The sequence below is a fragment of the Pantoea sp. V106_11 genome, from assembly GCF_029967885.1.
GTDB classification, from domain to species: Bacteria; Pseudomonadota; Gammaproteobacteria; order Enterobacterales; family Enterobacteriaceae; genus Pantoea; species Pantoea ananatis.
This window is the reverse complement of record NZ_JASCAK010000007.1, coordinates 1-21,532: the sequence shown is the minus strand read 5'-3', so window position 1 is coordinate 21,532 and position 21,532 is coordinate 1. Positions and strand designations below refer to the sequence as shown.

22 protein-coding genes and 1 other annotated feature are annotated in these 21,532 nt (G+C 51.8%); of the genes, 7 read left to right on the top strand and 15 right to left on the bottom strand.

All coding sequences use genetic code 11. The annotated features are described in order from the left end of the window. Nucleotides 1-219: 219 nt before the first annotated feature. The 3 genes from clpB to rluD form a co-directional block, all read right to left on the bottom strand. The gene (clpB, locus tag QLG08_RS01275) at nucleotides 220-2,793 is read right to left on the bottom strand and encodes an ATP-dependent chaperone ClpB (RefSeq protein ID WP_022623083.1); all 2,574 of its coding nucleotides are present in this window, start codon (nucleotides 2,791-2,793) and stop codon (nucleotides 220-222) included. A 125-nt stretch (nucleotides 2,794-2,918) separates the two neighbouring features. Continuing rightward, nucleotides 2,919-3,647: a purine nucleoside phosphorylase YfiH gene (gene yfiH / locus QLG08_RS01270; protein WP_028715714.1), complete on the bottom strand. Its 729-nt coding sequence runs from the start codon at nucleotides 3,645-3,647 to the stop codon at nucleotides 2,919-2,921. Next, nucleotides 3,644-4,624: a 23S rRNA pseudouridine(1911/1915/1917) synthase RluD gene (rluD, locus tag QLG08_RS01265; RefSeq protein WP_013026884.1), complete on the bottom strand. Its 981-nt coding sequence runs from the start codon at nucleotides 4,622-4,624 to the stop codon at nucleotides 3,644-3,646. The genes yfiH and rluD overlap by 4 nt, the downstream gene beginning before the upstream one ends. 129 nt (nucleotides 4,625-4,753) lie before the next feature. Here rluD and bamD point away from each other — a divergent pair, with 129 nt between their 5' ends. The 4 genes from bamD (at nucleotide 4,754) to pheA (ending at nucleotide 7,505) form a co-directional block, all read left to right on the top strand. Then, nucleotides 4,754-5,485: an outer membrane protein assembly factor BamD gene (gene bamD, locus QLG08_RS01260; protein ID WP_013026885.1), complete on the top strand. Its 732-nt coding sequence runs from the start codon at nucleotides 4,754-4,756 to the stop codon at nucleotides 5,483-5,485. Nucleotides 5,486-5,762: 277 nt separating this feature from the next. After that, entirely contained in the window at nucleotides 5,763-6,095 is a 333-nt protein-coding gene (gene raiA / locus QLG08_RS01255) for a ribosome-associated translation inhibitor RaiA (RefSeq protein ID WP_013026886.1), read from the top strand. A 100-nt stretch (nucleotides 6,096-6,195) separates the two neighbouring features. After that, nucleotides 6,196-6,319, top strand: a sequence feature (Phe leader region). Next, nucleotides 6,197-6,244, top strand: a complete 48-nt coding sequence (locus tag QLG08_RS01250; protein ID WP_193372328.1) for a hypothetical protein — start codon at nucleotides 6,197-6,199, stop codon at nucleotides 6,242-6,244. Its footprint overlaps the feature before it by 48 nt. Nucleotides 6,320-6,341: 22 nt before the next feature. Further along, a complete protein-coding gene (gene pheA / locus QLG08_RS01245; protein ID WP_014594412.1) occupies nucleotides 6,342-7,505 on the top strand; it encodes a bifunctional chorismate mutase/prephenate dehydratase in 1,164 nt (387 codons plus the stop codon). 36 nt (nucleotides 7,506-7,541) lie between these two features. Here the strand turns inward: pheA and tyrA are convergent, their stop codons facing one another. Next, on the bottom strand, nucleotides 7,542-8,663 hold the full coding sequence (gene tyrA / locus QLG08_RS01240) for a bifunctional chorismate mutase/prephenate dehydrogenase (RefSeq protein ID WP_013026888.1): 1,122 nt from the start codon (nucleotides 8,661-8,663) through the stop codon (nucleotides 7,542-7,544). A gap of 6 nt (nucleotides 8,664-8,669) precedes the next feature. After that, nucleotides 8,670-9,749, bottom strand: coding sequence for a 3-deoxy-7-phosphoheptulonate synthase (locus QLG08_RS01235; RefSeq protein ID WP_014605181.1), 1,080 nt, complete (start codon nucleotides 9,747-9,749; stop codon nucleotides 8,670-8,672). Between the two features lie 285 nt (nucleotides 9,750-10,034). Between QLG08_RS01235 and QLG08_RS01230 the strand changes: the two genes are divergently transcribed. Next, complete coding sequence (locus tag QLG08_RS01230; protein ID WP_013026890.1) at nucleotides 10,035-10,565, top strand: GNAT family N-acetyltransferase; 531 nt, start codon at nucleotides 10,035-10,037, stop codon at nucleotides 10,563-10,565. A gap of 18 nt (nucleotides 10,566-10,583) precedes the next feature. Here the strand turns inward: QLG08_RS01230 and QLG08_RS01225 are convergent, their stop codons facing one another. The 6 genes from QLG08_RS01225 to ffh form a co-directional block, all read right to left on the bottom strand. Next, complete coding sequence (locus QLG08_RS01225) at nucleotides 10,584-11,138, bottom strand: hypothetical protein (RefSeq protein ID WP_110286751.1); 555 nt, start codon at nucleotides 11,136-11,138, stop codon at nucleotides 10,584-10,586. Nucleotides 11,139-11,433: 295 nt separating this feature from the next. Further along, nucleotides 11,434-11,781, bottom strand: a complete 348-nt coding sequence (gene rplS, locus QLG08_RS01220; protein WP_013026892.1) for a 50S ribosomal protein L19 — start codon at nucleotides 11,779-11,781, stop codon at nucleotides 11,434-11,436. A 42-nt stretch (nucleotides 11,782-11,823) separates the two neighbouring features. Then, nucleotides 11,824-12,585, bottom strand: a complete 762-nt coding sequence (gene trmD, locus QLG08_RS01215) for a tRNA (guanosine(37)-N1)-methyltransferase TrmD (protein ID WP_014594415.1) — start codon at nucleotides 12,583-12,585, stop codon at nucleotides 11,824-11,826. Nucleotides 12,586-12,620: 35 nt separating this feature from the next. Further along, nucleotides 12,621-13,169 (bottom strand): ribosome maturation factor RimM, encoded by a 549-nt coding sequence (gene rimM / locus QLG08_RS01210; RefSeq protein WP_014594416.1) that lies wholly within the window; start codon nucleotides 13,167-13,169, stop codon nucleotides 12,621-12,623. Between the two features lie 18 nt (nucleotides 13,170-13,187). Continuing rightward, nucleotides 13,188-13,436 (bottom strand): 30S ribosomal protein S16, encoded by a 249-nt coding sequence (rpsP, locus tag QLG08_RS01205; protein ID WP_007893313.1) that lies wholly within the window; start codon nucleotides 13,434-13,436, stop codon nucleotides 13,188-13,190. 142 nt (nucleotides 13,437-13,578) lie between these two features. Continuing rightward, nucleotides 13,579-14,940, bottom strand: a complete 1,362-nt coding sequence (gene ffh, locus QLG08_RS01200; protein WP_072138997.1) for a signal recognition particle protein — start codon at nucleotides 14,938-14,940, stop codon at nucleotides 13,579-13,581. A 189-nt stretch (nucleotides 14,941-15,129) separates the two neighbouring features. On the opposite strand from ffh, the gene QLG08_RS01195 reads away from it, so the two are divergent. Both QLG08_RS01195 and QLG08_RS01190 read left to right on the top strand, forming a co-directional pair. Next, nucleotides 15,130-15,927, top strand: coding sequence for an inner membrane protein YpjD (locus QLG08_RS01195; RefSeq protein ID WP_013026897.1), 798 nt, complete (start codon nucleotides 15,130-15,132; stop codon nucleotides 15,925-15,927). Nucleotides 15,928-15,944: 17 nt separating this feature from the next. Further along, nucleotides 15,945-17,231 carry an HlyC/CorC family transporter gene (locus tag QLG08_RS01190; protein WP_013026898.1) on the top strand — a complete coding sequence of 429 codons (1,287 nt, stop codon included), beginning with the start codon at nucleotides 15,945-15,947 and terminating at the stop codon, nucleotides 17,229-17,231. Between the two features lie 181 nt (nucleotides 17,232-17,412). On the opposite strand, the gene luxS is transcribed toward QLG08_RS01190, so the two are convergent. The 4 genes from luxS to yqaB form a co-directional block, all read right to left on the bottom strand. Next, nucleotides 17,413-17,928, bottom strand: coding sequence for an S-ribosylhomocysteine lyase (luxS, locus tag QLG08_RS01185; RefSeq protein WP_013026899.1), 516 nt, complete (start codon nucleotides 17,926-17,928; stop codon nucleotides 17,413-17,415). Nucleotides 17,929-18,079: 151 nt separating this feature from the next. Continuing rightward, nucleotides 18,080-19,684, bottom strand: a complete 1,605-nt coding sequence (gene gshA, locus QLG08_RS01180; protein WP_014594418.1) for a glutamate--cysteine ligase — start codon at nucleotides 19,682-19,684, stop codon at nucleotides 18,080-18,082. A gap of 31 nt (nucleotides 19,685-19,715) precedes the next feature. Further along, complete coding sequence (locus QLG08_RS01175) at nucleotides 19,716-20,144, bottom strand: YqaA family protein (protein WP_013026901.1); 429 nt, start codon at nucleotides 20,142-20,144, stop codon at nucleotides 19,716-19,718. Then, nucleotides 20,141-20,707, bottom strand: coding sequence for a fructose-1-phosphate/6-phosphogluconate phosphatase (yqaB, locus tag QLG08_RS01170; RefSeq protein WP_024471530.1), 567 nt, complete (start codon nucleotides 20,705-20,707; stop codon nucleotides 20,141-20,143). The genes QLG08_RS01175 and yqaB overlap by 4 nt, the downstream gene beginning before the upstream one ends. Nucleotides 20,708-21,532 lie beyond the last annotated feature (825 nt).

Sequence of the window (21,532 nt, the reverse complement as noted above, 5' to 3'; positions counted from 1 at the left end):
GGAAACTCCTGGGAGCCTCCTGCTGAACACCGCGTTACGTAAGCCGTTGTGCCGTGTCAGTGGAGGCGCATTATAGGCAAATATTTTAGGCTGACAAGCGCTAATTCAAATAAATCTTTCGAGTGATTACTTTCCAGGCAATACGCTTTAAAAAAAGCCAAAACCACAGATTCCGCGTACAAAAAACGGGCGTAACGCCCGTTTTTAATAAATATGCCTTTACTGGTGGGCAGTAATGACGTCGTCTTTTACGTCCATCTCAATCACTTTGCCCGGGACCAGCTCACCAGAAAGAATCTGCTGTGCCAGTGGGTTTTCTATCTGCTGCTGGATTGCGCGTTTCAGTGGACGCGCACCGTAAACCGGGTCATAACCGTTTTCGCCCAACAGTTTGATCGCCGCATCAGAGATATGCAGCTGATAGCCTCGGTCTTCCAGACGTTTGTACAGCCGCTGCAGTTGAATCTGTGCAATAGACGCAATGTGTTTTTCACCCAGCGGATGGAACACCACTACCTCGTCAATACGGTTCACGAACTCTGGACGGAAATGTTGACCCACTACGCCCATCACCAGATTTTTCATCTCGGGATAATTCAGATTGCCGAAACGTTCCTGAATTAAATCTGAGCCCAGGTTAGAGGTCATGATCACGACCGTATTGCGGAAATCAACGGTGCGCCCTTGTCCGTCCGTCAACCGGCCATCATCCAGAACCTGCAGCAAAATATTGAAGACATCGGGATGCGCCTTCTCGATTTCATCCAACAGGATCACAGAATAAGGACGACGGCGAACCGCTTCAGTCAGATAGCCGCCCTCTTCATAGCCGACATAACCCGGAGGTGCGCCCACCAACCGCGACACAGAATGTTTTTCCATAAATTCTGACATGTCGATACGAACCATCGCATCGTCACTGTCGAACAGGAAGTTAGCCAGTGATTTACACAGTTCCGTTTTACCCACACCTGTTGGGCCCAGGAACAGGAACGACCCGACAGGACGATTAGGATCGGCCAGACCTGCGCGGCTACGGCGAATGGCATTGGAAACCGCTTCAACCGCTTCATCCTGTCCGATGACTCGTGAATGCAGTTCCTGCTCCATGCGCAGAAGTTTGTCGCGCTCTCCTTCCATCATCCGGGCGACCGGAATACCGGTCCAGCGCGCCAGAACATCGGCAATCTCAACGTCCGTTACGCGGTTACGCAGCAGCTTCATCGTCTTGCCTTCAGACTGTGTAGCGGAAGCCAGCTGTTTCTCCAGCGCCGGGATCTTGCCGTACTGCAGTTCAGACATCTGTGCCAGATCGCCTGAGCGACGTGCCTGCTCAAGGGTAAGGCGCGCCTGCTCCAGCTCCGCTTTGATATTCTGCGTGCCGGTCAACGAGGCCTTTTCCGCTTTCCACTCTTCTTCCAGCTCGGCATATTCACGCTCTTTCTGGTTTAGCTCGGCTTCCAGCATATCCAGACGTTTGACGCTGGCATCATCAGATTCTTTCTTTAACGCCTGCTGTTCCAGCTTCAGCTGAATAATACGGCGCTCCAGACGATCCAGCGCTTCCGGCTTGGAGTCAATCTGCATACGGATACTGGATGCCGCCTCATCAATCAGGTCAATCGCCTTATCTGGCAACTGGCGATCGGCTATGTAGCGATGAGAAAGCGTTGCTGCCGCGACGATAGCCGGGTCAGTGATCTGCACATGGTGGTGCAACTCATAACGCTCTTTCAAACCCCGCAAAATCGCGATGGTATCTTCAACGCTGGGCTCTGCCACAAACACTTTCTGGAAACGGCGCTCCAGCGCGGCGTCTTTCTCGATATACTGGCGATATTCGTCCAGCGTGGTAGCGCCGACACAGTGTAACTCGCCGCGCGCCAGCGCAGGCTTCAGCATATTGCCGGCGTCCATTGCACCATCTGCTTTACCCGCGCCCACCATGGTATGCAGCTCATCAATAAACAGAATGACGTTGCCTTCCTGCTTAGACAGGTCGCTGAGCACGCCTTTCAGACGCTCTTCGAATTCACCACGGTATTTAGCCCCTGCCACCAGCGCGCCCATATCCAGTGCCAGCACACGGCGGCCTTTCAGCCCTTCCGGCACTTCACCATTGATAATGCGCTGCGCCAGCCCTTCGACGATGGCGGTTTTACCTACGCCGGGCTCACCAATCAACACGGGGTTGTTTTTAGTACGACGTTGCAGTACCTGGATGGTACGGCGAATCTCTTCATCACGCCCAATCACCGGATCGAGCTTGCCTTTCTCGGCGCGCTCGGTGAGATCGATCGTATATTTCTTTAAAGCCTGACGCTGATCTTCAGCACCCTGATCGTTCACGTTGTCGCCTCCACGAAGTTGTTCAATCGCTTTGGTGAGCTTTTCGTTGGTGACGCCTGCGGATTTCAATATGTCCGCCAGCGAGCCACGTGAATCCAGGGCTGCCAAAACAAATAATTCTGATGAGATAAAGTTGTCGTTGCGCTTCTGTGCCAGCTTATCGCACAGGTTAAGCACTCGGATCAGGTCGGATGATGGCTGCACATCTCCGCCGCTGCCTTCTACCTGCGGCAAACGGTCAATAGCCTGATCAATTTGCGTACGTAACGATGCTACGTCAGTACCGGCTGAGGACAACAGGGGCGCAACGGAACTCCCTTCCTGCTTGAGCAACGCGCTCATCAGGTGCAAGGGTTCAATAAACTGGTTATCGTGTCCTAAAGCCAAAGACTGCGCGTCGGACAGAGCGAGTTGAAATTTATTAGTAAGACGATCCAGACGCATAATTCCTCCCATTACAGGTCAAATGCTACTGGAGATTAAAATGAGGTCATTCCTCAAATATTCAAGGTTAATGACCTGAAAAAGGACTAAAAAACGCTCTGTCTGGATCGTCTTACGGGCTAAGACTATAACAGCCAAATTAAAGTTGCCATACGGCCGGTGATGCCATCCCGACGATAGGAGAAAAAATCGTCCTGCTCGCTAAAGGTACAACGTGAATCCGCACTCACTGATTTCACGCCTGCAGCATGGAGCCGCTGACGGGCCAGTAGCCAGATATCCGCGTAGAATTTTTCCCCCGCCGGACGAAAAGCGGCAGCTGCCTCAGGATCGTGATTCATAAACGCGCGACGCACTTCTGCACCGACTTCGAACGCATCAGGACCAATGGCCGGCCCGAGCCAGGCGTGAATATTGCCGGGCGCAGCCTGAAACTGTGCCAGGGTATTTTCCAGTACGCCGCCACACAGCCCGCGCCATCCTGCATGAGCCGCAGCAACTTCACGGCCGTCATCCGAACAAAACAGCACAGGCAGGCAGTCAGCCGTCATGATTGCACATACCACGCCCGTTTCCCGCGTAATACAAGCATCTGCCTGTCGCGGCGCGGTTCCCCCTGCGCTCAGGCAGGCAACGTCGGTTGAATGAACCTGCTCCAGCCACTGCGGCATCGCGGGCAACGCCGCAAGCGCTATCAGCCGCTCACGGTTGGCTGCCACATGATGCAGCTTGTCACCGACATGGCTGCCGAGATTAAGCGAACGCCAGTTCCCCTCGCTCACGCCGCCCTGCCGTAACGTTGAGACGGCACGCACCCGATCGGGTGCCGGCCATTGTGGAATAATCAGGCTCATAGCCAGTCCAGCTGATCCTTGAACATCTCTGTATCCGCTTTCAGCGCATCAATCAGATCAATCATGTCCTGAGGTATCGCGGCATGGAATTCCATCTCAATCCCAGAGATAGGATGGTAAAGCCGGAGCATCGTCGCATGCAGCGCCTGGCGATCAAACCCGCGCAGCGTGGTAATAAAGTCTTCCGATGCGCCTTTTGGCGGACGCGGACGGCCACCGTAAAGCGGGTCGCCCACCAGAGGATGATTAATGTGCGACATATGCACACGGATCTGGTGCGTACGGCCGGTTTCCAGGCGCAGACGCAACCGCGTATGAGCACGGAAATGCTCCATGATGCGATAGTGAGTGACAGCCGGTTTCCCCATGGGATGCACGGACATATGCGTACGTTTAGTTGAGTGACGGCTAATCGGTTCATCGACCGTGCCGCCAGCAGTCATCGTACCGATGGCGACCGCTTCATATTCACGTGTAATTTCACGGCGCTGAAGGGCGTCGACAAGGTGCGTTTGCGCCGGGACGGTTTTCGCCACGACCATCAGCCCGGTTGTATCTTTGTCCAGGCGATGAACGATGCCCGCGCGCGGCACATCGGCAATGGCGGGATAGTGATGCAGCAGCGCATTGAGTACGGTGCCATCAGGATTGCCCGCGCCCGGATGCACCACAAAGTCACGTGGTTTATTGATGACAATGATATCTTCATCTTCGTAGACGATATCCAGCGGGATATTTTGGGGTTCCCAGCGCTGCTCTTCTTCGATCTCAGCATCGATGGTCACGCGCTCGCCGCCGAGCACTTTTTCTTTCGGCTTATCAGTCACAGTGCCGTTGACACTGACGCGCTGGTTAAGGATCCACTCTTTTATGCGGGAACGTGAATAATCAGGGAACAATTCCGCCAAAGTTTGATCTAAACGTTGTCCGAGTTGTGATTCGGATACCGTTGCGGTGAGTTGAACTTGTTGTGCCATATACAGCTTCTTCGTTAACGTTGGGTTTTACGGCGATGCCGTTTAATATAATGTGCTATCGTACCTGGTCATTACCGGGAGCTATACGGACAGCTTCCGCCATAACATTTTGAGGATAATCACTTCGTCATGACGCGTATGAAATATCTGGTGGCTGCAGCCACACTGAGCCTGGCACTTGTTGGTTGTTCCGGCTCAAATGACGCGGTACCGGACAACCCGCCTTCTGAAATCTATGCTACAGCGCAACAAAAGCTGCAGGACGGTAACTTTAAAGCGGCGATTAAGCAACTGGAAGCGCTGGATAATCGTTACCCATTCGGTCCCTATTCGCAGCAGGTTCAGTTGGATTTGATCTACGCGTACTATAAAAATGCCGATCTGCCGATGGCGCAGGCTGCCATCAGCCGCTTTATGCGTTTAAATCCTACGCATCCTAATATCGATTACGTCATCTATATGAAAGGGCTGACGGATATGGCGCTGGATGATTCGGCATTGCAGGGCTTTTTCGGCATCGACCGTTCCGATCGCGATCCTACCCATGCTCGTGATGCATTCCGCGACTTTGCACAGCTGCTGCGCAGCTATCCAAACAGCCAATATGCAGCCGATGCCTATAAACGTCAGGTCTATCTGAAAGACCGTTTGTCAAAATATGAGCTTTCAGTGGCGCAATTCTATACCAAGCGTGGGGCCTATGTCGCGGTTGTTAACCGTGTTGAAGGCATGATGCGCGATTATCCGGACACGCAGGCGACGCACGATGCGTTACCGCTGATGGAAAACGCCTATCGCCAGTTGCAACTGAACGCCGAGGCGGATAAAGTCGCAAAAATTATCGCAGCAAACAACGACTGAGACGTTCGCGCGTTGAGCCACAAAAAAAGCAGCCCTGGAGGCTGCTTTTTTATGCGCATAAAACAGGCAAAATGTTGATTTACCTGTTGAGCTAACTTATCAAGAATGCCTTGATAAGGCGTTAGCTTCAAGGCTTTTCGGCCACATTCTCGCCCTTTCTCACAATTTGCTGTAGTTGACAAAAAGTGACATTTTTTTGTGATCAAAATCACACATCTACAGAGATATCGCGCTATGCTGGATCCATTCAGACGGCAATCACAGAGAGGTAAGCATAATGATCGTGAATATTACCAGTAAGCAAATGGAAATTACTCCAGCCATCCGTGAACACGTCGAAGACCGTCTCGCCAAGTTAGAAAAGTGGCAAACCGACCTGATTAACCCGCATATCGTTCTGTCGAAAGAATCCAAAGAGTTTGTGGCAGACGCCACGATTAATACGCCAAACGGTACACTGGTCGCCAGTGCCAAACATGACGATATGTACACTGCTATCAACGATCTGATAGGAAAACTCGAGCGCCAACTTAATAAAGTGCAGCACAAATCTGAAGCGCGCCGCGCGGCCACCAGCGTTAAAGACTTTACCCCCGCCGCCGAAGAGTAAGTTTTGTCCTCACCTTCCTGACGCGCCTACGGGCGCGTTTTTTGTTGACAGCTTTTCATCTGTGCGGTTACTCTCAGAACAGCTTATTTTTGGAACCTGTCATGAAAACACTGTCGTTTTTCTTCGCTTTCTTTTTTACCTTCCCCTGACTGGGAGGCCATTCGTCGTGTAAAAAGAAAGCGAAGACGAACAACAAAGCCTCCCAACCGGGAGGCTTTTTTATTGGATAGCTTACAGGTGAGCCTTATGACCCCGGACAATCCGCTTCTGGCACTGCGTGATAAAATCAGCGCCGTTGATGAAAAACTACTGACGTTACTCGCTGAACGGCGTTTGCTGGCCGTGGAGGTTGCAAAGGCGAAGCTGGCAACGCACCGCCCTGTCCGCGACGTCGAACGTGAACGCGCACTGATTGAGCACCTCATCGTACTGGGTAAAAAACATCAGTTGGATGCGCACTACATTACCCGCCTGTTTCAGTTAGTGATTGAAGATTCGGTTCTGACTCAGCAGGCCTTGCTGCAAAAAAACCTCAACCATACGCATGCTCATGCGGCCCGCATCGCCTTCTTAGGCCCGAAAGGCTCTTACTCTCATCTGGCTGCCCGTCAGTATGCCGCGCGTCATTTCAGTAACATGGTTGAATGCGGTTGCCTGAAATTTCATGACATTATCAAGCAGGTGGAGAATAACGCGGCGGATTACGCCGTCTTACCGATCGAGAATACCAGCTCCGGTTCAATCAACGATGTGTACGACCTGCTGCAACAGACCAACCTCTCTATCGTAGGGGAACTGACGCTTCCGATTGAGCACTGCATGTTGGTCAGTAGCCAGAGCGACCTGGAACAGATTGAAACGGTCTACAGCCATCCGCAGCCTTTTCAGCAGACCAGCCACTTCATTAACCGCTTCCCGCACTGGAAGATTGTCTACACCGAAAGCACCGCCGCTGCCATGGAAAAAGTGGCCGCGCTCAACTCACCTAAGGTCGCGGCGATCGGTAGCGAAGCCGGTGGCGAGCTGTATCAGTTACAGGTGCTGGAGCGTAATCTGGCCAACCAACAGCAGAATCACACACGCTTTATTGTCCTGGCCCGTAAGCCCATCGAAGTATCCGATCAGATTTCGGCGAAAACGACGCTGATCATGGCAACCGGCCAGCAGGCGGGTGCACTGGTTGACGCACTGTTGGTCTTGCGCCAGCACAACCTGATTATGAGCAAACTGGAATCCCGGCCTATCAACGGTAACCCGTGGGAAGAGATGTTTTATCTGGATGTGCAGGGCAATCTGCAGTCTGAAAAGATGCAGCAGGCATTAGAAGAGCTGAGGGCGATGACGCGTTCGTTAAAAGTACTTGGCTGTTACCCCAGCGAAAATATCATTCCCGTTGAACCCGACAAGTAATCAGTAAAAAGGCATCCAACTGGATGCCTTTTTAGCTTATGGCCGGCTGTCGTTCGCCGAGCGCAGCAGGCTTCGGCTCTCAACCAAAAAGCGTTTGGCGTGATCGCCAAACCACTCTTCTACCCGGTTGAAGCTGGCAATAAAGGCGTTTTTATCACCTTGTTCCAGCAGGGCAATGGCTTCACCAAAGCGCTGATAATAACGTTTGATAAGGTTCAGGTTATTTTCAGACGACATAATGATATCCGCATACAGCTGCGGATCCTGTGCAAACAGGCGCCCCACCATTGCCAGCTCAAGCCGGTAAATGGGCGAGGACAAAGCCAGGAGCTGATCAAGATTGACATTCTCTTCAGCCAGGTGAAGGCCATAAGCAAAAGTCGCGAAATGGCGCAGCGCCTGGATAAATGCCATATTCTGATCGTGTTCTTCTGCCCCAATGCGATGCAGGCGCGCTCCCCAGACCTGTATCTGCTCCAGAAACCATTGATAGGCTTCCGGCTGCCGCCCATCGCACCAGACCACAACCTGCTTGGCAAGACTGCCGCTGTCCGGCCCGAACATAGGATGCAGACCGAGTACCGGTCCCTGATGCGCCGCCAGCATCGCCTGTAGGGGGCGATTCTTGACGGACGCCAGATCCACCAGGATACAGTCATCCGGCAGCGCAGGGAGTTGTTGAATCACCTGCTCGGTCAGATGGATAGGCACGCTGATGATCACCATACCGGCATCGCTGAACAGCGTTTCCGCCCGATCCCAGTCATCTTTATCCAGCGTTTTTACCTGGTAGCCCGACAGCGTCAGCATTTTATTAAACAGGCGTCCCATCTGGCCATTACCGCCGACGATCACCACCGGACGTAACTCGGGACGCAGGGTTTTAAACCCTTTATCATTTTCGCTGGTATAGGATTCTCGCATGACGCGGCGCAATACGTCTTCAATCAGATCGCCAGACACGCCCAGCGCTTCTGCCTCTTTGCGACGGGACGCCAGCATAGAAGCTTCCCGCTCCGGAACATAGATTGGCAAACCATGGCGGCTTTTAACTTCGCCGACTTCCGCTACCAGTTCCAAACGTTTTGCCAGTAGATCCAGCAGTGCTTTATCTACCGTATCAATTTGTTCGCGTAATGCAGTTAATTCAGCCACCATTGCCCACTACACCTCGTGTGAAAGACGCGCCGACAGAACCTCGTTTAGCTCATCATGCATTTCGCGCAGTAACGCCTCGGTGACGTTCCAGTTGATGCAGGCATCGGTAACAGAGACGCCGTACTTCATCTCACTGCGCGGCTGCTCGGAAGACTGATTGCCTTCGCTAATGTGGCTTTCCAGCATCAGGCCAATAATCGAACGGTTGCCTTTCTTGATCTGATCGATGGCCGATTGCGCGACGCCAGGCTGACGGCGGTAGTCTTTATCAGAGTTACCGTGGCTGCAATCTATCATTAAGGCCGGGCGGAGTCCCGCTTTAAGCATGGCCGTTTCACATTGTGCCACGTCTTCCGGACTGTAGTTTGGTGCTTTGCCGCCGCGTAAAATAACGTGCCCGTCAGGATTTCCCTGTGTTTGCAACAGGCAAACCTGGCCTGACTGATTGATACCCACAAACCGATGAGGCATTGCCGCCGCGCGCATGGCATTTATCGCCGTCCCCAGGCTGCCGTCGGTACCGTTTTTAAAGCCCACCGGCATTGACAGGCCTGAAGCCATTTCACGGTGGGTTTGTGATTCCGTCGTGCGTGCGCCAATCGCCGACCAGCTAAAAAGATCGCCCAAATATTGCGGGCTGTTTGGATCCAGCGCTTCCGTCGCTAACGGCAAGCCCATATCGACAAGATTCACCAGCAACTCACGGGCAATGTGCAAACCCGCTTCCATATCAAATGAGTTATCCATGTAAGGATCGTTAATTAACCCCTTCCAGCCAACGGTCGTGCGGGGTTTCTCAAAGTAGACGCGCATAACAAGGTACAGTCGATCTTTCACCTGCTCAGAGAGGCTTTGCAGACGACGCGCATAATCCAGAGCCGCTTCTGTATCGTGAATTGAGCATGGGCCACAAACCACTAACAGGCGGGAATCACGGCCTGCAATGATATCCGCAATCGTCTGGCGCGAGGCGGCGATTTGCGCCTGCTGCGCATTGCTCAACGGGAATTTCGTTTTAAGCTCTTCGGGAGTAATCAACACCTGCTCATTGGCGATATGAACATTGTTTAACGCGTCTTTTTGCATCGTCCTGTCCTTTACACTCATTTATGCGGTCACGGGATCCTCATGGAGGAGAGATGAAACTGTATCATAATGAGTACACTCGACAACCCCTTATGTACACTTTATTTACCATCAAAAATAAAACACCTGAAAATATCAATAAAATATATTTAATATCAATGAATTAAAAAAATAAAAACACAATCAGTCAGGCTGTCATTGTGTAAACATAAATATACATAGCATCTATTCCACCACCGAAATCCCCCTGTTAATATTGATACGTTAACTGACAAGGACGAAAACATGATCCAGACCACTGCAGCCATTCGCCTGCGTCCCTTTGATCTAAGCGATATTGAGGCCTTCACCGTAGCCGTTAATGACTCTTTGGATACGTTATTGCCCTGGATGAGTTGGGCGCATCCGGATTATCAGCCGGATGAAGCCGAAAGCTGGATTCGCTTTACACACTTACAACGCGCACTTAAAGAAGCGGAAGAATTTGCCATCGTGGATGCCCAGAACCGCCTGTTAGGTGGTGCAGGCTTTCGCTTTGCTAAAAAACCGGGAGAGTTTTGCGCTTTGGGGTACTGGGTTCGCAGTGACGCGCAATGTCAGGGTGTTGCCACGCAAGCGGTAAAGCTGTTACTGGAATTTGGCTTTGCGCGCCCGGATGTACAGACAATAGAACTGCTGGCGGTGGAGAATAACTTCGCCAGCAGACGTGTAGCGGAAAAGAGTGGCGGGCGCTTTATCGATTACCGTTATGGTTTAATTGTTTTAGACAGCGGGCCGGTCAACGCGGCGATCTATCATTTCCAGCGCCCCTCATGAAAAGGCATGAGATCGTACTCAGCGGTCGTAGGCCTCAACATAAGCGACAAGCCAGCTGTTAACGTCCATGGTTTTCCCGGTATTACGCAGAATGATAATGCCGGATTCGATCCGTACCAGTTCGAATGCGCGCATCTCTCTGTGGAAATGACAATAGCCTTTGATAAACATCCCATCGCAGGACTCCACATCCACGCGCCGGTAAGCCACCTTACCCTCGTAGTCAAAATAGCTGAACCCGATCTCTTTTAGACTCAGCCAGGGCATATCAACCTCGACCAGGGGCACATGCGCCGTCATCGCCGTGGACGTTTTGTTCTTACGTGCCAGTTCCTTTTTGTGTTCGCGGCCTGCCCAAACAAGGATCACGTTAGCCGCCACAAAGATAAGGGCCGGACCATACAACCCCAGCGCAAGAAAAAGGGGAAACAACACGAATCCCATGCTTACCCAGACTGCGGTCAGGCAGCGGCAAAGCCACTTATGCTTGTTGCCTTCCAGTGCATATCGGGCTGAATAGAATGAGGCGAGCGAAAATATAAAGCCGGAAACTAAAAAAACGACGTCTTTCAAAACCTGTCCTTAGGGCAATGAGATTGAATAAGAGAATAATCGGTTGTGTCCGATGACGAGCAGATTGCGTTACGCAGCATCCCGGCGGTTGGCATGCACGGCATCGCAAAGATACCTGTTCTGTTCCGACAGGTTTTCCTTTATGTGAGACAGCGTTTTGGTCTGGCACACTTTGCCTGCAGATGACGGCAAACATTCGGCGTAGGCATTTTTTAGGCACTGGCATAAAAAAGGGGCTGGCACATTGCCAACCCCTTGTTTGCTATTAACTTTTAGATGTCGCGTTAGCGATACCTTAGTTAAGACGCTCTTTGATACGAGCAGACTTACCAGTACGCTCACGCAGGTAGTACAGTTTGGCTTTACGCACAGCGCCACGACGTTTAACAGCGATGCTGTCAATTACCGGAGAGTGAGTCTGGAAGACACGCTCAACGCCTTCGCCGTTAGAAATTTTGCGAACAGTGAATGCAGAGTGCAGACCGCGGTTACGAATAGCGATAACCACGCCCTCGAATGCCTGCAGACGTTTTTTAGAACCTTCAACGACCCATACTTTCACTTCCACGGTATCACCCGGACGGAAGGAAGGTACGTCCTGTTTCATCTGCTCTTGTTCAATTTGCTTAATAATGTTGCTCATAATTAAATCTCTTATCCTGGGTAAACTGATAGTCAGGGAAGATCACTCTCCCGCATCATCGTTTTGTTGCTGGTGTTCCTGTTGGAACGCCTTAAGCAACCTTGCTTGCTCTTCAGTCAGAGCCAGGTTTTCCAGAAGTTCAGGTCTTCTTAGCCAGGTACGGCCTAGCGACTGTTTCAGGCGCCACTGGCGAATATCGGCATGGTTGCCCGACAGCAAAACTGGCGGAACGTCCATCCCTTCTAACACTTCAGGTCGGGTATAGTGCGGACAATCCAGCAATCCGTCAGAGAACGAATCCTCATCGGCTGACGCCTGTTTGCCGAGTACTCCCGGAATGAACCGGGCAACCGCGTCAATCATCGTCATTGCTGGCAGTTCCCCGCCGCTGAGAACGTAATCACCGATTGACCATTCTTCATCAATTTCGGTCTGGATTACGCGCTCATCAATCCCTTCATAGCGACCACAGACAAGGATGAGCTTGTCTCGTGATGCCAGTTCGCAAACGCCCTGTTGGTCAAGTTTGCGGCCCTGAGGTGAAAGATATATCACCCTGGCACCCTCTCCCGCCGCTGCTTTCGCTGCGGAGATGGCATCCCGTAAAGGTTGTACCATCATCAGCATTCCCGGTCCGCCACCATAAGGACGATCGTCCACAGTACGGTGCCGGTCGTGCGTGAAGTCACGTGGACTCCAGCTTTGAACGCTGAGCAGGCCATTTTTTACTGCCCGGCCAGTTACCCCGTAATCGGTAATAGCGCGAAACATTTCTGGAAACAGGCTAATTACACCAATCCACATTGTCTTCGCCGTTACGTTACCGTTTGATTCGGAGATCAAAAACCAGGATCCCAATCTACTTCAATAAGGCCAGTAGAGAGATCGACTTTCTTGATAACCTGTTCATCAAGAAACGGAATTAACCGCTCCTGTACACCAAACGCATCTTTCAGGTTTGCCTTCACGACGAGAACGTCGTTCGAACCGGTTTCCATCATATCGACGACTTTACCCAGTTCGTAGCCTTCAACGTTGACTACCTTGCAACCCATCAGGTCTTTCCAGTAGTACTCACCGTTATCCAGCGCAGGCAGCTGCGTCGAGTCGACCTGAATTTCGCAATTGGTCAACTGTGCCGCCGCATCCCGATCGTCAATGCCTTTGACTTTGATGATCAGGTCCTGATTGTGGTGCTTCCAACCATCCAGTTCCACCTGCTGCCATTTACCGGCGCGCTGGATAAACCAGGGTTGGTAGTCAAAGATGCTTTCAGCGTCTTCAGTGGAGGAAAACACTTTGAGCCAGCCGCGAATGCCGTATGCCGCACCCATTTTCCCCAAAACAATCGGGTTAACAGGTGCCTGTGCGGCAAGTTGTCTGCTCATGCTCACCACCGTGACAGATTAAGCTGCTTTCTTTGCTTCTTTGATCAGCGCGTTAACGCGATCAGAAAGCGTTGCGCCCTGGCCAACCCAGTGCTCGATACGATCCAGATCCAGACGCAGACCTTCTGCCTGACCAGATGCGATCGGGTTGAAGAAACCTACGCGCTCGATGAAGCGACCGTTGCGTGCATTGCGGCTGTCAGTGACGACGACCTGATAGAACGGACGCTTTTTAGCGCCGTGACGTGCCAAACGAATTGTTACCATAACATCCTCTTCAGTTAATAAAACACCCGGCCCCCATCGAGGAACGGGGTCCGGGTGCTGTATAAAAAGCCCGAAAATTTTACTCATTTTGGCGCAAAAAGCAACCTAAACCGAGTAATCCCAGGCTTTTTTGTGGAACCCATTAGCGTCCTGGGAAACCTGGCGGCATCATACCTTTCATGCCGCGCATCATTTTCGCCATTCCGCCCTTCTTCATTTTCTTCATCATCCGCTGCATGTCGTCGAACTGCTTTAATAAGCGGTTAACGTCCTGCACCTGCATGCCCGAGCCGGTAGCGATGCGGCGCTTGCGCGAACCTTTGATAATTTCTGGTTTTTCACGCTCTTTACGTGTCATCGAATTGATGATGGCTTCCATGCGCACCAGCACTTTGTCATCCATCTGCGATTTCACGTTGTCTGGCAGTTGCCCCATGCCCGGCAGCTTGCCCATCAGGCTCGCCATACCGCCCATGTTACGCATCTGCTTTAACTGCTCAAGGAAGTCATTGAGATCAAAACCGTCGCCGGTTTTCAGTTTCTTCGCCAGTTTTTCCGCTTGCGCGCGGTCAACTTTACTTTCGATATCTTCAATAAGCGACAGCACGTCGCCCATGCCAAGAATACGCGAGGCAATGCGGTCAGGATAAAAGGCTTCCAGCGCATCGGTCTTCTCGCCCATCCCCATAAATTTGATCGGCTTGCCGGTGATATGGCGAATAGACAGGGCAGCACCACCGCGTGCATCGCCATCCACCTTCGTCAGAATAACCCCTGTCAGCGGCAGCGCTTCATTAAAGGCTTTGGCGGTATTCGCCGCATCCTGACCGGTCATGGCATCCACGACAAACAGGGTTTCTACCGGATTAATTGCGGCGTGAACCTGTTTAATCTCGTCCATCATCGCTTCGTCTACGTGCAGACGACCCGCGGTATCGACCAGCAATACGTCATAAAACTTGAGTTTGGCTTCACGCAGCGCGTTGTTGACGATATCAACGGGCTTCTGGCTCAGATCCGAGGGGCAAAAATCCACACCGACCTGCTGTGCCAGTGTCTCAAGCTGTTTGATCGCCGCCGGGCGATAAACGTCAGCAGATACCACCAGCACTTTTTTCTTGTGCTTTTCACGCAGAAATTTACCCAGCTTACCGACACTGGTGGTTTTACCCGCACCCTGCAGACCGGCCATCAGCACAACGGCCGGCGGCTGTGCGGCAAGATCCAGCGCGTTGTTTTCTGCGCCCATCGCCGTAACCAGTTCGTTACGGACAATTTTGATAAATTCCTGGCCCGGCGTCAGGCTTTTGTTGACGTCTTGGCCTACCGCGCTCTCTTTGACGCGATTAATGAAGTCACGCACCACCGGCAGCGCAACGTCAGCTTCCAGCAGCGCCATGCGCACTTCGCGCAGCGTATCTTTAATGTTGTCTTCAGTCAGCCTTCCGCGGCCGCTGATATTGCGCAGAGTTTGCGACAAACGATCGGTTAAATTGTCAAACATTGTCTCTCACTTAAAAAAAATCGCGAGGCACCATACCGGCAGAATGCGGCGGATTATAACACGAAGCCGAGGCGATCTCTTCACTTCCACCTCAGTTCCTCATCAATTCCACCTTAGATCGTTTGGAGCCTGCTGCGGCTGGCGCTATACTGCCCTTTTCCTTTATCTGACTGATGCCTGAAAGGAACTATGTCCGTTTTCGCGATTGTGGCGCTGTTCGCCTACTCCCTGAGCCTTGCACTCATCATCCCCAGCCTGTTGAAGCGTCAAAGCGGCTGGCGCAGGTTAGCTGTGCTGTCGGCCTGTGTGGCGTTAGTCACGCACGCTGTCGCCCTGCAGCAGCGTATCTTTGCCGTTGATGGCGGGCAAAATCTCAGCCTGTTGAATATCGGCTCTCTGGTCAGCCTGCTGATTTGTGCAATCATGACCATTGTTGCCTCCCGAAATCGTGGCTGGCTACTGCTGCCGATTGTTTACAGCTTTGCATTAATTAACCTGGCCTTTGCCACTTTTGTCCCGAATGCGTTTATTACGCACCTTGAAACCACGCCCGGCATTATGATTCATATCGGGCTGTCGCTGTTTGCCTATGCAACACTCATCATCGCGGCGTTGTACGCGTTGCAGCTTGCGTGGATTGATTACCAGCTTAAGAACAAAAAACTGGCTTTCACTCAGGACATGCCACCGCTGCTGACCATTGAACGTAAAATGTTTCACATCACCCAGGTTGGCGTTGTGTTACTGACGCTGGTGCTGTGTACCGGCCTGTTTTATATGCATGACCTGTTCAGCGCCGAAAACGTAGATAAGGCCGTGCTATCGATTATTGCCTGGTTTGTCTACATCGTTCTGCTCTGGGGCCACTATCATGAAGGCTGGCGTGGTCGCCGCGTAGTGTGGTTTAACTGCGGCGGCGCAGCGCTGCTCACGATGGCGTACTTTGGCAGTCGCGTACTGCAACACCTGCTCATTCACAGTTCTTAATAAAAGGAAGTTTTGCGGTGGAACATGTTTCGACCACGACGTTGATTGTCACACTCATCATTATGGTGTTGGTTTCAGCCTATTTTTCAGGCTCTGAAACCGGCATGATGACGCTCAATCGTTATAAACTGCGCCATCAGGCTAAACATGGCCATCGCGCAGCCCGCCGCGTCGAAAAATTGTTAAAGCGCCCGGATCGCCTCATCAGCCTGGTCCTTATCGGTAATAACCTGGTCAATATTCTGGCGTCCGCCATTGGTACTATCGTAGGGATGCGTTTGTATGGCGATGCCGGTGTCGCGATCGCGACCGGTATCCTGACATTTGTTGTACTGGTGTTTGCAGAAGTGCTGCCCAAAACGGTTGCTGCACTTTATCCAGAAAAAGTCGCTTACCCTAGTAGCTTTCTGCTCGGTCCGCTGCAATACATCATGCTGCCCCTGGTGTGGTTGCTTAACACCATTACCCGACTGCTGATGCGACTGGTGGGCATCCGGGCGGATGGTGCGATTAGTTCAGCGCTCAGTAAAGAAGAGTTGCGTACCATCGTTTACGAATCGCGTACGCACATGTCGCGCCGCAATCAGGATATGTTGTTATCTGTACTGGACCTTGAAAAGGTCAGTGTGGACGACATTATGGTGCCGCGTAACGAGATTGTTGGTATTAACATCAACGATGACTGGAAATCAGTCATCCGTCAGTTAAGCCATTCACCGCACGGTCGCATTGTCCTGTTCCGTGATTCGCTGGATGATTGTGTAGGGATGCTGCGGGTGCGCGAAGCCTGGCGCATGATGACCGAGAAAAAAGAGTTTACGAAAGAGATGCTGCTGCGTGCCGCCGATGAGATCTACTACATTCCCGAAGGCACGCCGCTCAACGTTCAGTTGGTGAAATTTCAGCGCAACAAGAAAAAGACCGGTCTGGTCGTGGATGAGTACGGCGATATCAAAGGCCTGATTTCGATAGAGGACATTCTGGAGGAGATTGTGGGTGATTTCACGACCTCAATGTCTCCGTCGCTGGCTGAAGAAGTGATGCCGCAAAATGATGGCTCCGTACTGATTGAAGGTAGCGCGAATATTCGTGAGATCAATAAAGCCTTCAACTGGCAACTGCCTGAGCAGGAAGCGCGTACCATCAACGGTATGTTACTGGAAGCACTGGAAGAGATTCCAACAGTGAACACGCGCGTTCAGGTGAATCACTATGATGTTGATATTCTGGATGTGCAGGACAATATGATTAAGCAGGTTCGCATCACACCACAGACACCGCTCAAGCAATCCGTAGGATCCTGATGCTCATAAAAAACTGCACCTTACTCAGTTGGGTGTCCAACTTTTTGGGTGCAGTTCATTGCAAGGCGGTTTTTTTCGCCTGACCCGCAGGTTTTTGAAAAGCCCGCCGTCGTCATGCAGGCGCTGTTATAAAAAACGCCGCTCATGTGCGGCGTTTTACTGTCCGGACTAACCTAACTGACTAGATGTGCAGCTCTTTCAGTTTTTCGGCAGGCAGTTTCAGATCGTCATTGTGGTTAACACCGATCTCCTGCGCCAGCACGTTGCGGGCAATTTGCTGAGCTTCATCCAGAGAATGCAGTTTATAGCTGCCACACTGATATTCGTTCAGCTCTGGAATCTGGTTCTGATCTTTCACCTTCAGCACGTCTTCCATCGCGCCTTTCCAGGCTTGTGCCACACGTTGCTCGTCTGGTGTACCAATCAGGCTCATGTAGAAGCCTGTGCGGCAACCCATAGGTGAAATATCAACAATCTCTACGCCGTTACCGTTGAGATGGTTACGCATAAAGCCCGCAAACAAATGCTCAAGCGTGTGGATCCCACGTTCAGTCAGAATGTCGATATTGGGGCGACAAAAACGCAGGTCAAAAACAGTAATCGTATCGCCATGGGGAGTCTTCATGGTTTTTGCTACACGCACTGCGGGCGCGGCCATGATGGTGTGATCAACAGTAAAACTATCCAGTAATGGCATACGTCACCTCTTTGTCTGAAAAATTTTTTGAGAACGATGAAACTTTTCCGATCGCCCAGCGTCTGAATATATGAAAGACGCGCATTTGTTATCATCCATCCCTGACAACAGAGATGTTAATTTGGCCACATTGATGTGGCCTTTTTCTTTTCTACCCTTCCCGGCCAGCCAGATAGGTTTCAAAATCTAACGTATCATTCGCTTCAAGCTGCTGCTGCGCGGCAACGGACGCCTGTGCCTGACGCGCAAAGTCTTCCGGCTTGAGCACTTCCAGTGGCTCGTTAACCAGCAACTGCTGATACTGCTCTGCCAGAGCGATGCCCGTTCCCGTCACGCCGCTTTCTTTCATGGCTTTAAGAATACGCGCCGAATAGGTTAGCTCAGGATCGTCGAAGGATGCTACCAGTTCGTCACAGACTTGCTGATATTCTGTTGTGCCTTGATTGCTGTCCAGCGCTTCCGCAACGCGGCGCAAATCAGCAAACAGTGTCTTGCCGACCTCGACCAGTGAATACTCTGCTTCACCGCAGCCGACTGCAATTTTCAGATCGGGTTTGCGCCCTTCCAGCACCACGCGATTCCAGTTCTGCCGACTGCACTGCAATTCATCAGAGCTCATCTCTGGCGCATCTGCCAGCGTGCACCAAATCAGGAACAGATCCAGGAACCGCACCTGGTTTTCATCCACCCCGATGGGCGAGAAAGGGTTAATGTCCATTGAGCGCACTTCGATGTACTCGATGCCGCCACGTTGCAGGGCATCGGAAGGCGCTTCACCGGATCGGGTAACGCGCTTGGGACGAATCGGCGCATAGAGCTCATTCTCAATCTGCAGGACGTTAGTGTTCAGCTGCAACCAGTTTCCGTCTGCATCCCGCGTGCCCATCTTCACGAAGTCTTCAGAAGGCGTTTTAATCGCTTTTTTCAGGGCGCTGACATAACCCTCAAGAGAGTTAAAGGTAATACCCAGCGAGCTCTGCGACTTATTGGTATAGCCCAGGTCACTCAGACGCAGCGAAGTGGCATAGGGGAGCCAGAGCGTACCTTTATTATCGGTGTCAAACGGCAGTGCGCTCTCGCTGCCCTGCAGGAAACTGGAACAAATTGCAGGCGATGCGCCAAACAGATAAGGGATGATCCAGCCAAAACGATAGTAGTTGCGGATCAGCCGCAGATAACCGGCAGATATGGTTTCTTTACCGCTTTCATAATCTTTTACGTCCGCCCAGGCCTGCCAGAAGGACAGCGGCAGCGAGAAGTTGTAATGGATACCGGAGATGGTTTGCATCAACGCACCATAGCGGTTCTTTAATCCCTGACGGTAAAGGGTTTTCATACGACCGATATTGGATTTGCCGTATTGTGCCAGCGTAATTTTATCCGCATCTTCAATCAGGCAAGGCATGCTGAAAGGCCACATGCGCTCTTCACCGAGTTCGCGGGCAACATGACGATGAACGTCACGCAAAAACGCCAGCATGTGATCGATGCTGTGATCAACCGGGGTAATAAACTCCAGCAGCGTTTCAGCAAAGTCGGTGGTGATCCAGTCATGCTTAAGCGCCGACCCCAGTGACTCTGGATGCGCGGTCGTCGCAAGATGACCATCTGGCTGCACACGCAGCGTTTCACGTTCAATGCCACGGCCAATGCCTTTAAGTGCATCAGGATGCGCTTCCAGCCAGGATAACGCTTTTGATACGTCGGGGATCACATTAACCTCCCGCTGTGTGAATAATTTATTTTTGTTCAGCATAGTGTTAACCCTAGCCCCGAATCAGTACGAATCAATGCCACCATTCCATGCCCTGTAATGTGGCGGTCGCAATAACGATATAACGCAGCGTTTTACCGATAGCCAGAAACAGTATCGAGGGCAACCAGCCAAAGCGTAACCAACCTGCAAGAACGCAGAGCAGATCGCCTACAACCGGTAGCCAACTTAACAACAGTGCTGCCGGCCCCAGCCGTTGCAACCACGTCATCGCTGTCTCATGCCATCGCCCCTGACGTTTTAACGGCAATAAGCGACCCAAAATTATGTTGGTCAAGCCACCCAGGGTATTCCCTAACGATGCGACTAAAATCAACCCATAAACTGATGCGCTTTTCGCGATCAGTAGTGCAACTAACAGCGCCTCTGAGCTACCCGGAAGTAACGTCGCACTGAGAAAGCTGCTACTCAATAAAGACACATAAGCCAGTGTTTCGCTCACAGCAGGCGAACATCAACCACGGCCATCCCTGCGGCCTTCGCTGCCTGCACGCCAAAATCAGCGTCTTCGAACACCACACAGCGCTCTGGCGCGATGCCCATCAGCGCAGCACAGCGTAGAAAGGTATCGGGCTCAGGCTTGTGACGCTGCACGTCGTCGGCCCCCACCACAGCAGAAAAGAGATCTCTGACACCCAACTGGCTGAGCAGCGCATCAGCCATAGCGTGCTCACTACCTGTACCCACAGCCAAAGGGCGGCGACCATAGTACGCCTTGACGACCTCCATGAGCGGAAGCGGCTGCACGTTATCCAGCAGCATCGCTTTTACCGCTGCCGTTTTTTCAGCGGCGAGCAAATAAGGATCGCGATCTGAATTATTGGTTTCAATAATGAACTTCGCCAGTTGCCATGAGGGCGCACCGTTGAACGCCGTTACGCGCGCTTCATCGAACGCCAGGCCATAGCGTGACAGCACCTGACGCCACGCTTTTCGATGTGTCGGTTCAGTATCAAGAATAGTACCGTCCATATCGAAAATCAGGGCGTCGTATTGATCGTAGATTGTCACTGAGGACCTCCAACAAATGAGCCATTACTTTAGCTGAATGTGCGTAGGTTGTCGCCAGGCGGGATGAACAGCAAATGCTTTGAAAGCATTAGCTATTTTAGTTTTCAGATAAAGGTGATCGGGTTGGAAAGCCTGTAAGGTCGCGAATTCCCTGTGATTTTAGCAGCGATGCAGAAGGTAAGCGCTATGCCAGGAATGTTATCAAGGATTAACAATGTTCAGCAGAAAATGTATCACCACAATCAATGTGATTCTGGCACAAGATCGCGACTACGCTCACGCCTTAAAGCCCGAACGCGTTCAGGCCGCATAAACCGAAGCTTGCGCGACACAGGTGTGGTTTGAGGGCATTCAGGTGAGGCGTTCTCAGATCGTCTGAGTAAACAGAGAGAACGAACAGTGTTGTCCTGCGCCTGATAACACGATGGCTTCACAGGTCATATGCGGGGGATTTCGGCCAGAAGATTCGCAAGACAGTGCCTGCGTAAGGATGACTCGGCTGACGCCTTGCCCTTCGGGCCGTTGCTGAAGCAACGTTATCCTCCCTGGCTCTGCCTGACAAATCGACTATGTCTTACAGACCAGGAATACACGTCCATACCGAAAAATATGGTGCATCCGGGAGGATGACTCGGCTGACGCCTCGCCCTTCGGGCCGTTGCTGAAGCAACGTTATCCTCCCTGGTGTTCGCTGTGATGACACCGGACTATGGCAGAGAGGTTTCGCTTTAGCACTACAGAATATGGTGCATCCGGGAGGATTCGAACCTCCGACCGCTCGGTTCGTAGCCGAGTACTCTATCCAGCTGAGCTACGGAT

Coding starts and splice junctions, on each gene's coding strand:
- clpB (WP_022623083.1), bottom strand. CDS start 2,793: ATGCGTCTGGATCGTCTTACTAATAAATTTCAACTCGCTCTGTCCGAC.
- yfiH (WP_028715714.1), bottom strand. CDS start 3,647: ATGAGCCTGATTATTCCACAATGGCCGGCACCCGATCGGGTGCGTGCC.
- rluD (WP_013026884.1), bottom strand. CDS start 4,624: ATGGCACAACAAGTTCAACTCACCGCAACGGTATCCGAATCACAACTC.
- bamD (WP_013026885.1), top strand. CDS start 4,754: ATGACGCGTATGAAATATCTGGTGGCTGCAGCCACACTGAGCCTGGCA.
- raiA (WP_013026886.1), top strand. CDS start 5,763: ATGATCGTGAATATTACCAGTAAGCAAATGGAAATTACTCCAGCCATC.
- pheA (WP_014594412.1), top strand. CDS start 6,342: ATGACCCCGGACAATCCGCTTCTGGCACTGCGTGATAAAATCAGCGCC.
- tyrA (WP_013026888.1), bottom strand. CDS start 8,663: ATGGTGGCTGAATTAACTGCATTACGCGAACAAATTGATACGGTAGAT.
- QLG08_RS01235 (WP_014605181.1), bottom strand. CDS start 9,749: ATGCAAAAAGACGCGTTAAACAATGTTCATATCGCCAATGAGCAGGTG.
- QLG08_RS01230 (WP_013026890.1), top strand. CDS start 10,035: ATGATCCAGACCACTGCAGCCATTCGCCTGCGTCCCTTTGATCTAAGC.
- rplS (WP_013026892.1), bottom strand. CDS start 11,781: ATGAGCAACATTATTAAGCAAATTGAACAAGAGCAGATGAAACAGGAC.
- trmD (WP_014594415.1), bottom strand. CDS start 12,585: ATGTGGATTGGTGTAATTAGCCTGTTTCCAGAAATGTTTCGCGCTATT.
- rimM (WP_014594416.1), bottom strand. CDS start 13,169: ATGAGCAGACAACTTGCCGCACAGGCACCTGTTAACCCGATTGTTTTG.
- rpsP (WP_007893313.1), bottom strand. CDS start 13,436: ATGGTAACAATTCGTTTGGCACGTCACGGCGCTAAAAAGCGTCCGTTC.
- ffh (WP_072138997.1), bottom strand. CDS start 14,940: ATGTTTGACAATTTAACCGATCGTTTGTCGCAAACTCTGCGCAATATC.
- QLG08_RS01195 (WP_013026897.1), top strand. CDS start 15,130: ATGTCCGTTTTCGCGATTGTGGCGCTGTTCGCCTACTCCCTGAGCCTT.
- luxS (WP_013026899.1), bottom strand. CDS start 17,928: ATGCCATTACTGGATAGTTTTACTGTTGATCACACCATCATGGCCGCG.
- gshA (WP_014594418.1), bottom strand. CDS start 19,684: ATGCTGAACAAAAATAAATTATTCACACAGCGGGAGGTTAATGTGATC.